The following is a 12,761-nucleotide window of genomic DNA, read 5'->3' on the forward strand; positions in this document are numbered from 1 at the left end:
GGGTGAAGCGAAGCGAAAGCCCCCGCCCGTGGGGGGGGGGGGGGGCCGGGCCCCCGCCCCTACGGAGAGCAAGGTACAGAGGAACGGCAATATTACTTTGTCTCCCACCAGGAGTGCGAGGCCCCGGCTATCCCCACTCCTCTGCCTGCTGGGGAGCCGAAGGCGGTCATCGACCTGGATCGTCTGGAGCCCTACGCGGCCCCCACGGTGACGACAGAGCCCCACACCGATGACTTCATCGACCACTACGACTACCGACTGGAAAACTGGAACTTTGACGGAACCAGTGTAGTGGTCTACCGCTCCTCCACCCGGCCCGGCACCGTCCACGCCGCCATCCGGCAGGACGACGGGACTATGAACGTGTTCTTCACCACCCAGGAGGACAATTATCAGAACATGTTCTTCTTCCACGACCTCTTCGGCCAAAACGGCTTCACCATCACCTATCAGGGCCAGCTCTCCGAGCATGCGTACGGCACCCTGGTGGACTTCTACACCGTGGGCGCAGACGGGGCGCCCGCCCTGCTGTGCCGTACCCAGAACGGCTTTTACCAGCCCATCGCCGTGGATCTCAACGGGGACGGAACCAGCGAGCTGGTCACCGAAAAGGAGCTCTTCTTCCAGCGGGAAGGCCGGGTTTACCGGGCCGACCTGCCCCAGCTTCTGGGCCAGGCCCTGCCCGAGCTGGGCTACTACTGGGACACTTCGTCCTGGGATAAATACGCCAGGTGCCTGGTGGTGTATGGCTCGGCCAGCGACGAGAAGCTGGGTGGACGGGAGTGCACCCTGCTGCTCTACTTTGACGGGGAGCAGGTGCTGGTCTATCAGCAGGGCCCCAAGTCCGCCACCGACCATGTGGTGGACGGGGCGGCGGAGGCGTACGGCGTGCCCGACGAAGTGGTGGAAGACGCCAAGAACTACGTTCTTCAGGAGGTCATCGAAGAGGGGTCAAACGGCACCTGGTTCTACCGGGATCGGGAGGAGGACGGCGAGGCGGCCGTGGTCTTTGATGACTGGCGCATCGAGAGCTTCACCGGGTTCTATTCCGAGCAGTTCGGCGACACGGTCATCGAGGGCTGGGCTTTTAACTACGAGCTCCACACCACCACCCCGGAAAATGTGGTCTTGGCCGGGGGCCGGTACATCACCGAGGATAACTGGGTCTCCCCCGGCTACCCGGGGTGCGAGTGGCTCTTCTACCGGCTCAGCGGCGCCGCGAATGAAAACCGGAAGCTGCTCTGGCACGACATGATCAACGACGCCTCTCCCGACTCCTGGGCCTTCAAGGAGAATGTGATCAGCCACCTGGATCGGCTGGGCGTCGACCTGGGCGGCACCAGCGTGGCGGCGGAGAAGGCCGCCCAGGCCCTGGAGCTCATTCTGAACCACAGCGGCGGCCAGGTGCGGATGGTGCTGTCCACTCCCGACGGGGTGGGGGGCGGCGACTATCTCCTCGACCCCAACGAGGGCAACGGCCCATACGCCCGCAATCAATTCACCTCCGCCTATACCTGGAGCGAGGTGGAGCCTCCGGCGCAGACTCCAACCGGGGCCTCCCTCCTGCTGGCCGACCCCAACTGGTACAGCCAGCTCCAGTTCTGGCAGGGCAGCGACCTGGTGCTGGCCAAGGGCGGCGGCTTCAGGGAGACCTGGTTCCGGGCGGAGAGCGTGGAGCCGGCAGACGACGTGTTCTATGAGCGAAGCCGCATCTTTCCCACCATGCGGATCCTCTTTGACGAGGCGGAGCTCTCCGCGCTGCGCGGCTCCCCCTCGGTAAAAAATGAAAACCAAAGCTACCTGAACATTGCCCAGGACTGGGCGGAGGCCTACGAGGGCGGCCACCTGAAGGTGACCCCGGGCAGCTCCATGGGCAGGTTCACTTTCCTGCGGATCGTGGGCGTGGGCACCTTGGAGGATATGCCCGACGCCTGGTTCCCCCCGGAGAGCGAGGGCCATGAGCGGTTCGCCTTTATCTATGAGGCCGCCTTCCTCCCGGAAGATGAGGCGGCCCTGGCCTGGGTCATGGCGGGCAACACCGGGAACTATGAAGGCCCCGACCCCAATGTGCCTGAGGGAGCCTATTCCTACCTCCGCCGGGGCGCTATGTATCTCAATGAGACGGACAACGTCTGGGTCTGTGCCGGAGTGGGTACGGGCTGAACAAAAAGGAGCCTTCCCCCAGCGGGAAGGCTCCTTTTCATGTCAGCAGGCCCACGCACCAGACCACAGTGGCCAGCAGGGCCCCCAGGGCCACATAGCCGGGGGCGGGGATGTGCCAGCGGGGCCTGTTTTTCTGGACAAAGCCGTCGGCCACCCGCCGAGCCTCCTCCACCACCTGCTCCGCTGTGACCCCCTTTTGGCTCCACACCCCCTCCCGGACAATGAAAATGGCCTCCTCAAAAAAACGGCGGTCAGGAGATCTGACCACAATGACCCGCCGGTTGGTTCCCTTCAGCATGGACGCCGCCTCCCTTTGCAGTTTCTTCCTTCAGTATGGACACATTCCGGAAAAATATACCCGGCATACCCGGCCCCGTCCCGGCGTACACTTTTTCCGGAGGGAATGGTATGGAGAGAAGGCCCTGGGCGGCCCTGGCGGCGGTTTTTGGAGTGAACATCCTCCTTATTCTCCTCTTCCAGGCCGTCCTCTGACAGGAAAAAGACCGCTGCGTTTTTCTCGCAGCGGTCTTTTCCTTTCACCCCTCCATGTGCCGGCCCAGGAAGCCGGAGGTGGTCTGAAGGAGCTTATAGTCGGTGTCGTCGGCCACCAACGAGCCCTCCTCGGCGGCGAAGAGGACGCAGCCCAGTACGTCTCCCTCCGCCAGGATGGGGGCGGCGCAGCTGACATAGAACTTCCCGCTCTCATCGCTGACGGGGATGGGCGCCTCACCCGGCTGGTACTGATAGATCTTGCGGCCCTCCAGAAGGGCCTCCAGCCGCTCCCCCAGCCGCTTGTCCATCAAGTCCCGGCGGGGCGCGCCCGCCACGGCGATACAGGCGTCCCGATCCGTGATGACGGTGACATGGCCGGTGGTCTTGTTCAGGGTCTCGCACATCTGAGAGGCGAAATCGCTGAGCCCACCCATAAGGGAATACTTTTTGAAGATGACCTCGCCATCCTTATCGGTGTATATCTCCAGCGGGTCGCCCTCGCGGATACGCATGGTGCGGCGGATCTCCTTGGGGATGACGACGCGTCCCAGGTCGTCGATCCGCCGTACGATTCCAGTGGCTTTCATTTCTCTCTCCTCCTGCGGTAAAATCGGTTGACGCCCTTAGTATCCGCAGGTTTGTTTTGGCTATTCTCCCAAGATGGGCGGTATGATTTGGAAACGGCGTTTTTCCCCTTTTCCGACAAAAAAGAGCGGTATCCATCCGGATACCGCTCTTTTCTATTCACTTTTTGCTCTCTCAGAGCAGATTTTTCTCGCTCTCGGGGTCGAAGAGGTGGATAAGCTCCGGCCGGAAGGTGAAATTCACGGCGGTGCCGTGGGGGATCCCGCCCCGGTGCTCCACAGGAAGGTCTGTGGTGGGGATACGCAGAACGACATCCTTGCCGCCGGCGGTCACGTGGAGATAGAGCTCGCTGCCCATCATCTCGGACACGTCCACCTTACCCTCTACGGTATGGGGCCCCGCCTCAGCGGCGAAGGAGACGTGCTCAGGCCGAATACCCAGGGTCACGTTCATATCCTTCACACCGCTGGCGTCCAGCTTGGCGTTCATGTCGGCGTTAAGGGGCACCACGGCGTCAGCCACCTTGACCTGCCAGCCGTCGCCGGCCTTCTCCAGCTTGGCGTCGAAGAAGTTCATCTGGGGCGTGCCGATAAAGCCGGCCACGAAGATGTTGGCGGGGTGGTCGAAGACCTCCTGGGGCGTGCCGATCTGCATGATGTAGCCGTCCTTCATAATGACGATCCGGTCGCCCAGCGTCATGGCCTCAGTCTGGTCGTGGGTGACGTAGATAAAGGTGGTGTCGATCCGCTGGCGCAGCTTGATGATCTCCGCCCGCATCTGGTTGCGCAGCTTGGCGTCCAGGTTGGACAGGGGCTCGTCCATGAGGAAGACCTTGGGGTTGCGGACGATGGCGCGGCCGATGGCCACCCGCTGGCGCTGGCCGCCGGACAGGGCCTTGGGCTTGCGCTCCAGGTACTGGGTGATGTCCAAGATGGCGGCGGCCTCCCGCACCTTCTTGTCGATCTCCTCCTTGGGCACCTTCTTCAGCTTCAGGGAGAAGGCCATGTTCTCGTACACGGTCATGTGGGGATAGAGGGCGTAGGACTGGAAGACCATGGCGATGTCCCGATCCTTGGGCTCCACATCGTTCATGACCTGGCCGTCGATGAGCAGCTCGCCCTCGCTGATCTCCTCCAGACCGGCCACCATCCGCAGGGTGGTGGACTTGCCGCAGCCGGAGGGGCCGACCAGGACGATGAACTCCTTGTCCGCGATCTCCAGGTTGAAGCTGTGTACGGCGGTGACCTTGTTGTCGTAGATCTTTTTGACGTTCTTCAACTGCACAGTTGCCATACTCTTGAGCCGTAGTCAGGGCGCCTCCGCGCCCCTTCCTCACCCTTGGGTGCGTCCACAAGGGCTTTGCGACAGGTCTCCACACTGCCGCACCGCCGGCCCGGCGGTGATTTCCTCCTTTTTTGACTCTCCGGCCCTATGGGAATGGAGTAGGGCTCGGAGGCCTTGATTTGGGGGATGCGCGTTATCATGACAGGCGTCTCCCGCCTGTGATGACCATAGGATATCACTGCATTTCCAGTATATCGCATTTTCTCGTCTTTGAATAGCTTTTTTTGCGTTTCAAAGCACATTTCCCTGAAAAATGACGGCCTTCAAATTCAGGTTCTCATCCAGCACCGCCGCATTGGCCGCCTTCCCCGGCTCCAGAGAGCCGTAGCGGCCGAATATGCCGATGGCCTTGGCAGGGTTGACCGCCGCGGCCCGGACAGCGTCGTGGAGGAGGATGCCGAACTCCGCCGCCTTCTTCACACAGCCCATCAGGTCGGTCACGGAGCCGGCCAGGGTGTCGGGCTCGTGGGCCAGGGTGGCCCGGTTGCCCTTGAGGACGATCTCCTGACCGCCGAAGGGGTACTTCCCGTCGGGCATGCCGGTGCAGCGCAGGGAGTCGGAGATGAGCACCACCCGCTTGACGCCGAACAGCTTGAACACCGCGCGCACCACCGAGGGGTGGATGTGCACGCCGTCGCAGATAAGCTCCACCCGCACATGGGAGCTGTCCGCCGAGGCGCCCACCACGCCGGGGGCGCGGTGGGTGAAGGGGGGCATGGCGTTGAAGAGGTGGGTGGCCTGGGATGCTCCCAGGCCATAGGCCTCCATGGCGGTATCGTAGTCGGCGGTGGTGTGGCCCAGGGAGACGGTGACCCAATCCTTGGCCCGGTCAATGAACTCCATGGCGCCCGGCTCCTCCGCCGCCACCGTCACCAGCTTTACAAGGCCGCCGGAGACGTCAATGAGCCGTTTGAGCATATCCGCATCGGGCTTGTGGAGCCAGTCCCCGTTCTGGGCGCCCTTTTTGGCGTAGGAGAGGAAGGGCCCCTCCAGGTTGACCCCCACCAGCTCCGCGCCGGCAGTACTGCTTTTCTTGTGGGCCGCGGCCATCTTGCAGATAACGGCGAGCTGCTCCTCCAGCAAGGTCATTCCCGCGGGGCAGATCTGGGTCACGCCCCGGCTGAGCTCGTAGTCCGCCATGGTCTGGAGCCCCTGGGGATCGCCGTCGGAGAAGTCCGCCCCCTGACAGCCGTGAAAGTGGACGTCGGTCAGGCCGGGGATCACATAGCAGCCCGTGGCGTCGTAAGTTTTCCCGTCGGCGCTGGCATTGGCGACGCAGCCACCGTCCATGCACAGCTCCCGCTGGACAAAGCCCTCCTTCAGGTCAAAGACCTGTCCGCCGGTTATCCGCATATGGATTCCCCCGCTGCGGCCAGCTTGCTCAGAGCCGCCTTGTCGCCCACCAGGGTCACATTGGGATGGAGCTGGAGGATGGAGGCGGGCACCATCGGGGTCACCGGGCCCCGGAATGCCTTGAGGACGATGTCCGCCTTGCCCTCGCCGCTGACCACCACCAGGATGTGGCGGGCCTGCATGATGTTCTTGATGCCCATGGTGAGGGCCTGGCGGGGCACGTCGGCCTCCGAGGCAAAGAAGCGCTTGTTGGCCTGGATGGTGCTCTCGGCGAGATCCACCATGTGGGTGCCCAGCTCAAAGGCGTCCTCCGGCTCATTGAAACCGATGTGGCCATTGTGGCCCATGCCCAGAAGCTGGAGGTCGATGCCCCCCAGCCCATGGATGACCTGATTGTAGCGCTCGCACTCGGCCTGGGCATCGGCAGCCATGCCGTCGGGGACATTGGTCCACTCGGGCCTGACGTCGATGTGGTCGAAGAAGTTGGTCTGCATGAAATAGCGGTAGCTCTGGTCATGGGTACCGGGGAGCCCCACATATTCGTCCAGGTTCACCGTGTGTACCTCGGCGAAGCTCAAGTCCCCCTTCTTGTACCACTCAATGAGCTGGCGGTACGTGCCGATGGGGGTGGAGCCGGTGGCCAGCCCCAGCACGCAGTTGGGCTTGATGATGACCTGGGCGGAAATGATGTTGGCCGCCCGGCGGCTCATAGCCTGATAATCGCTGGCTTGATATATCCGCATATTGCGTCACCTCGATCGATTTTCAGCAGTATTTGGCGATGGCATCCTTTATCATCCCGTCTGCCGCCTCTACGATGGCCTTGTCACTCTCCGCCAGGCCGGGCAGGGGCTTGCGGACAGTGCCGCAGTTCATGCCGTTTTTCTTGAGAATGGCCTTCATGACCGCATAGAGGTTCCCGTGGCCCTCGCACATCTTATAGATAATGCGGCACACGTCGTTCTGCACTGCGGCGGCCTCGGCGACTTTGCCGGCGTAGAACAGCTCCCGGATCTTCAGGTAAAGCTCGGGCATGACGGCGTAGGTGCCGCCGATGCCGCCGGTGGCGCCCATGGCCAGGCCGGAGACAAACTGCTCGTCAGGGCCGTTCATCACCACGAAGTCCGCGCCGCCCTGATCCTTCCACATCTGGATATCCTGGGTGGGCATGGAGGAGTTCTTCACGCCGATGACCCGGGGATTCTTGCGCATCTCCGCCAGGAGGGCCGGGGTGAGGGCCACGCCGGCCAGCTGGGGGATGTTGTAGATGATGAAATCGGTGTTAGGCGCGGCGGCGGAGATGTCGTTCCAGTACTCCGCGATGCCGTAGGGGGGCAGGTGGAAGTAGATGGGCGGGATGGCGGCGATGGCGTCCACCCCAAGGCTCTCGGCGTGGCGGGAGAGCTCCTGGGAATCGGCGGTATTGTTGCAGGCCACGTGGGCGATGATGGTGAGCTTGCCCTTGGCCTCGGCCATCACGTTCTCCAGCACTACCTTGCGCTCTTCCACGCTCTGGTAGATGCACTCACCGGAAGAGCCGCCCACATAGAGGCCCTGAACGCCCTTGTCCATCAGGTAGCGGGTCAGTCCACGCACCCGGTCGGGGGAAATGGCGCCGGCGTCGTCATAGCAGGCATAGAAGGCGGGAAATACACCCTGATACTTTTTGATGTCCATTTTTTAAGCTCCTATTCTCAAAGGATGCGAATTTAAGGGCTTTAGCCCTTCACTGCACCCATGGTGATCCCCTGGGTGAAGTATTTCTGGAAAATGAGGAAGACGATGATGATGGGCAGCGCGGCCAGCGAGGCGCCCGCCATCAGAAGGCCCATGTCCACGCTGGTCTCCGCCTGGAGGGTGGCAACGCCCAGGGGCATGGTGTAGTTGGCGCCGCTGGTGAGCATGATCAGCTGGAGGAAGTAGTCGTTCCAGGAATTGATGAAGGTGAAGATGGCCAGGGCGCCGATACCCGGCTTCACCATGGGTACCACAATAGTGGCAAAGGTACGGATCTCGCTGGAGCCGTCCACCCGGGCGGCCTCCAATATCTCACCCGGGATGCTCTCGGAGAACTGCTTCATCAGGAACACGCCGAAGGGCCAGCCCACGGTGGGGAAGATGACGGCCCAGAGGGTGTTCATCAGACCCAGGGCGGACATCTCCTTGAGCAGGGGGATGAGGATGACCTGCTTGGGCAGGGCCATGGCGCAGATGATGAGGGAGAACAGGATCGCCCGGCCGCGAAAACGCTTTTTGGCCAGGGCGTAGCCCGCCATGGCGGCGGTGATGCAGGTGAGGATCATGGCGGTGACGGCCATAAACACCGTGTTAATGAGCCACCGGAAGGCGGCGGGAACGGTGGGGCCGGTGAGGAAGTAGATGGGTTCCCCGGTACCGGAGAACTGCGCACTGAAGGGAACGGCCAGCTGGAACAGAGGCGCGGAGCGCTTGTTGAGCAGCTTGACAAAGTTCTCTCCGGTAAACTCACTGGGCCACCACACAGGCTTCATGGCGTAGATGTCGGTGGCGGGCTTAAAGGCGCCGGTGACGATCCAGTACAGGGGGAAGACGAACAGGAACGCCAACAGGATCAGAATGAGAACGGACAGGATCTTATAGAGCCGTCTTAACGTCTGGTCGGATGTTTTCATAGTCTCTCCCCTCCTTTACTTTTCTTTCGCCAGCTTGAACTGCAGGGCAGACAGCAGGGCGATAAAGATGGCCAGCACCACGCCCATGGCGTTGGCGTACCCGAAATGGCCGGCCTGCTCGGTGAGCTTAAAGGCGGTGTGGTAAATATAATACATGACGGTATTCGTCCCCGAACCGCCGGAGGTCAGCAGCTGGATCAGCGCGAAGCACTGGAAGGAGTTGATGGTGGTGATGACCAGGATGTACAGGGTGGTGGGCATCATCTGGGGCCACTTGATCTTCCAGAACACCTGGAGATCCGTGGCGCCGTCCACCTTGGCCGCCTCCACCAGGCCCTGATCCACATTGCCCAGGGCGGAGACGTAGAGGACGATGGGCTGTCCCACGGAGGTGGTGAACAGGATGAGGATGATACACCAAAGGGCATAGCGGGAATCGCCCAGGAAGTTGATGTTCTTCTCGATCACTCCCGCCCCGGTGAGCACCGTGTTAATGATGCCGGTGTAGTTGTCGAACATCCACTTCCACACCACGGTGACCGCCACGGAGCCGGTGACCACGGGCAGGTAGAAAATACAGCGGAAAGCGGAGAGCACAGGGCCTTTGAGCTTATAGATGGCGGAGGACACCCACAAAGAGAAGGCGGCCACGGCGGGCACGCTGACGATCACGATGATAAAGGTGTTCTTCAGTGCCTCCAGGAACACCTCGTCATGCACCAGGCGGCCAAAGTTCTCGAAGAAGATGAAGCTGGTGGCGGTCTTTTGGTGCATGGTGGCGTCGGTCATGCTGTAGCCGATGCAGATGAACATGGGGATCACCACAAAGCCCAGGAAGAAAATAAGGCTGGGCAGCATGAAAAGGTACCCGGCAACGTCCTCTCTGCGCTGCAGGGCCCGGCTCATGGTGGGCTTGCTGATTTTCTCTTTCGCCAAAATCAACACTCCTCTCTTGATCGTTTGATAGAAAGGGCGCCCCCCCCCCCCCCCACGGCGGCGGCTGCTTCTCCGGCAAGGATCCCACCAAGGTAGACCGCTCGGCGGCCTATATGGCCCGGTACGTGGCGAAGAACATCGTGGCGGCGGGTCTGGCGAAAAAGTGCCAGATCGAGGTGGCCTACGCCATCGGCGTGGCCCATCCTGTCAGCGTGCTGGTGGATACCTACGGCACCGGAACGGTGGAGGAGGAGAAGCTCTCCGCGGCGGTCATGCGGGTTTTTGACCTGCGCCCCGCCAAGATCATTGAGGCGCTGGATCTGCGCCGGCCCATCTACCAGCAGACCGCCGCCTATGGCCACTTTGGCCGCACGGACATCGACCTGCCCTGGGAGCGCACTGACAGGGTGGAGGCGCTGAAGGCCGCGCTGTGAGATGAAATGAGAGAAAAGGCCCTGCCTTCCGGCGGGGCCTTTTCTGCTGAAATAGTTGCTTTTCCCTCCTTTTTCCTGTACAATAGAGTTGCTATGAATTTTTGAGAGGGAGGCCCTCTTTATGAATGTTCTCTATCTGTTGAATTACGCCGGAAAGGCGGGCACTGAGCGGTATGTGGAGACGCTGGTGAAGTATCTCTCCGCCGACGGGCGGATCAGGCCCTTTTTTGCCTATAACGAGGGCGGCCTGCTGGTGGAGCGGCTGGAGGCGCTGGGGGTGCCAACCCGGCAGATCACCATGAAAAGCCGTTTCGACCGCAAGGCGGCCAAGGCGCTGGCCGGACTGTGTGAGGAGTGGGACATCGACCTCATCCACTGCCACTACCTGCGGGAGAATTATATCGCTATGCTCTCGAAAAGCTATAATAAGAAGCCGCGGGTGGTCTATACCAATCACTTCATCCTGCCCAATGACGCCGTGACCCGGCTTTCCAACCGCCTGCTGGACAAACGGCAGGATCAGATGATCGCCGTGTGCAATCCCGGCAGGGCCCAGCTCATTGCCAACGGCTGGAGCGGAGAACATATCCAGGTCATCTTCAACGCCGTCGACCCCGCGGCCTGGGCGGGAGAGCGGGGCGAGTCCACCATGCGCGCTGAGCTGGGGATCCCGGAAGACCGGTTTGTGATGCTCTGCGCCTCCCGATTTGCCGACGATAAGGGCCATGAGTACCTGCTCAAGGCCGTCAAGCGGCTCACGGAGCTCACTGCCGCCCCCTTTACCCTGGTGCTGGCGGGGGACGGGCCTCTGCTGGAGGCGCGGAAGGCCCAGGTGAAGGAATTGGGGCTCACCGAGGAGCAGGTGCGCTTCATTGGCTTCCGCAAGGACATCAAGAACCTCTACAAGGGCAGCGACCTCTATATCAATTCCTCCCGGCATGAAGCCCTCAGCTTCCTCATCATCGAGGCCATGGCCGCGGGACTGCCGGTGATCGCCACCGATATCGCCGGCAACCCGGATATCGTCAACGATGAGGCGGGCTGCGGCCTGTTGGCGGAATATGACAACCCCGACTCTATGGCCAGTGCGATGAAGGTGATGATCGAGGAGCCTGACTTCCTGGCCCAGTGCCGGGAGGGGGCCAAGCGGACGGTGGAGGAGAAGTTCGAGATCCACAAGATGGCGGATGCCACTTTTCAAGTTTATGAAAAAGCCGTCAACGGCTGAATTTGGAGAAAATACTATGACCATCGTTGAAAACAGCTTGATTTGCCGCTTTTTCCTGGCCCTTTGGGGCGCACTGACAGACGCTTGGGCGGAGAGCCGGGTGGGCAATGCCCTGCGCGCCTTTGGCCGGGGCTTTGCCCGGTGCGTGAAGGGAAGTGCGGTATGCCAGTTCATCTGGCGGGAGGGGACGCTGCCCAAGAGCTGGGAGACAAGCCTGACCTGCCGGGTGCTGACATTTATTTTGAATATTCCCTGCGCTGTCTGCCGCTGGATCTACGGCCTGCGCAAGGAGGTGTGGGACGGCAGCTTGACCTTCCGGGCGGTCGCCGGTCTGGGCGCAATGCCCTATCTCTGCCTGGGCGGCTTTATGGCGCTGATGCTCATGGTGCCCCACAGCAATTGGGACAACCGCTGGGCCCTGATGGGGGCTGTCGCGCTCATCGCGCTCTTTGCCCTGGGCTGTGCCATCCGCCCCGGGAATCGTTTGGAGATAGGGGCGCTGGGGCCCTGGCTCACCCTTTTTATGGCCTTTGTGTGCTACGCCTTCCTTGCCTCTCTGTCCTGGAGCATGTCTCTGCGGTTCGTGGGCTTCTACCTGGCGGCCTTCCTGCTGTGCCTGCTGGCGGTGAGTGGGGTGAAGAAGTACGAGCAGGTGGAGATGATGGTCATTCTGGTGGCGGCGGGGCTGACTGTGGCCGCCCTCTATGGCTGCTACCAGGGGGTCATCGGGGTGGAAGTGGTGGCCAACCAGCAGGATATGTCGGTGAACGCCGGGATGCCCGGCCGGGTGTATGCCTTTTTTGACAACCCCAACAACTTTGCCGAACTACTGGTGATGCTCTCGCCCCTGAATTACGCCCTTCTTTTGAACGCCAAGACCTGGCGGGGGAGGGTAGGGGCCCTGTTCTCTCTGGGCGTATGCGTGATCGCCCTGGGCGTGACCTATTCCCGCTCGGGCTGGCTGGGCTTCGCTTTGGCCACAGTGGTCTTCATCGCGTTCTGCAACTGGAAGCTTATTCCCCTGCTGGCGGTGTTGGGCATTTGCTGCATCCCTCTGCTGCCGGAGACCATATACAACCGTATTCTGACCATCGGCAATATGGAGGACAGCTCCACCAGCTACCGCTTCGCCATCTACGGAGCCAGCGGCGTGCTGATGAAAGACTACTGGTATCGGGGCGTGGGCCTGGGCAGCGACATTCTAACAAAGACCTTCAAGGGCTATCCGCCCATGTTCGACGGGAACTTTCCCATCCACACCCACAATAACTACCTCCAGGTCTGGGCGGAGATGGGCCCCGGGGGCATCATCACCTTCCTCTGTATGCTCCTTAGCCAGCTGAAAACGGGGATCAGAGCCTATGCGGCTGGGACAGACCGGCGGGTCAAAAATCTGCTGGCGGCCGCCGTGGCGGGCTTTTGCGGCATCCTGCTGATCTCTGTGGCGGAGTACACCTGGTTCTATGCCCGGAATATGTTTGTCTACTTCTTCCTTTTCGGGCTCATCGCGGCCTGTGTGAAGCTCTGCCGGAAGAGCGTCCGGGACGAAGAGGCGCAATAACAGCGGTAAAACAA

The 12,761-nt window shown here is 61.5% G+C and carries 11 protein-coding genes and 1 pseudogene; 4 read left to right on the plus strand and 8 right to left on the minus strand.

What is annotated here, in order from left to right; translation table 11 throughout:
- The first annotated feature begins 207 nt into the window (after window positions 1–207).
- A complete protein-coding gene (locus NFR87_RS06625) occupies window positions 208–2,163 on the plus strand; it encodes a hypothetical protein (RefSeq protein ID WP_251448094.1) in 1,956 nt (651 codons plus the stop codon).
- A 37-nt stretch (window positions 2,164–2,200) separates the two neighbouring features.
- Here NFR87_RS06625 and NFR87_RS06630 read toward each other — a convergent pair whose 3' ends face one another.
- The 8 genes from NFR87_RS06630 to NFR87_RS06665 form a co-directional block, all read right to left on the minus strand.
- Complete coding sequence (locus tag NFR87_RS06630) at window positions 2,201–2,461, minus strand: translation initiation factor 2 (protein ID WP_251448097.1); 261 nt, start codon at window positions 2,459–2,461, stop codon at window positions 2,201–2,203.
- 238 nt (window positions 2,462–2,699) lie between these two features.
- Window positions 2,700–3,242, minus strand: a complete 543-nt coding sequence (locus NFR87_RS06635; RefSeq protein WP_251448100.1) for a stage V sporulation T C-terminal domain-containing protein — start codon at window positions 3,240–3,242, stop codon at window positions 2,700–2,702.
- Window positions 3,243–3,414: 172 nt separating this feature from the next.
- Window positions 3,415–4,533, minus strand: coding sequence for an ABC transporter ATP-binding protein (locus tag NFR87_RS06640; RefSeq protein ID WP_251448103.1), 1,119 nt, complete (start codon window positions 4,531–4,533; stop codon window positions 3,415–3,417).
- 282 nt (window positions 4,534–4,815) lie between these two features.
- Entirely contained in the window at window positions 4,816–5,937 is a 1,122-nt protein-coding gene (gene nagA / locus NFR87_RS06645) for an N-acetylglucosamine-6-phosphate deacetylase (protein ID WP_251448106.1), read from the minus strand.
- Window positions 5,928–6,680 (minus strand): glucosamine-6-phosphate deaminase, encoded by a 753-nt coding sequence (nagB, locus tag NFR87_RS06650; protein WP_251448109.1) that lies wholly within the window; start codon window positions 6,678–6,680, stop codon window positions 5,928–5,930. The genes nagA and nagB overlap by 10 nt, the downstream gene beginning before the upstream one ends.
- Before the next feature lie 22 nt (window positions 6,681–6,702).
- Complete coding sequence (locus NFR87_RS06655) at window positions 6,703–7,614, minus strand: dihydrodipicolinate synthase family protein (protein WP_251448112.1); 912 nt, start codon at window positions 7,612–7,614, stop codon at window positions 6,703–6,705.
- A gap of 41 nt (window positions 7,615–7,655) precedes the next feature.
- On the minus strand, window positions 7,656–8,588 hold the full coding sequence (locus NFR87_RS06660; RefSeq protein WP_251448115.1) for a carbohydrate ABC transporter permease: 933 nt from the start codon (window positions 8,586–8,588) through the stop codon (window positions 7,656–7,658).
- A gap of 15 nt (window positions 8,589–8,603) precedes the next feature.
- On the minus strand, window positions 8,604–9,494 hold the full coding sequence (locus tag NFR87_RS06665; protein ID WP_251448259.1) for a carbohydrate ABC transporter permease: 891 nt from the start codon (window positions 9,492–9,494) through the stop codon (window positions 8,604–8,606).
- Between the two features lie 83 nt (window positions 9,495–9,577).
- Here NFR87_RS06665 and NFR87_RS06670 point away from each other — a divergent pair.
- The 3 genes and pseudogenes from NFR87_RS06670 to NFR87_RS06680 form a co-directional block, all read left to right on the plus strand.
- Window positions 9,578–9,958: pseudogene (locus NFR87_RS06670) on the plus strand (methionine adenosyltransferase domain-containing protein); the annotation flags it as partial.
- Window positions 9,959–10,079: 121 nt separating this feature from the next.
- Window positions 10,080–11,186 (plus strand): glycosyltransferase family 4 protein, encoded by a 1,107-nt coding sequence (locus tag NFR87_RS06675; protein ID WP_251448118.1) that lies wholly within the window; start codon window positions 10,080–10,082, stop codon window positions 11,184–11,186.
- 16 nt (window positions 11,187–11,202) lie between these two features.
- Entirely contained in the window at window positions 11,203–12,747 is a 1,545-nt protein-coding gene (locus NFR87_RS06680) for an O-antigen ligase family protein (protein WP_251448121.1), read from the plus strand.
- Window positions 12,748–12,761: the final 14 nt, after the last annotated feature.

It is taken from the genome of Vermiculatibacterium agrestimuris (assembly GCF_943193085.1).
Taxonomy (GTDB): domain Bacteria; phylum Bacillota; class Clostridia; order Oscillospirales; family Oscillospiraceae; genus Vermiculatibacterium; species Vermiculatibacterium agrestimuris.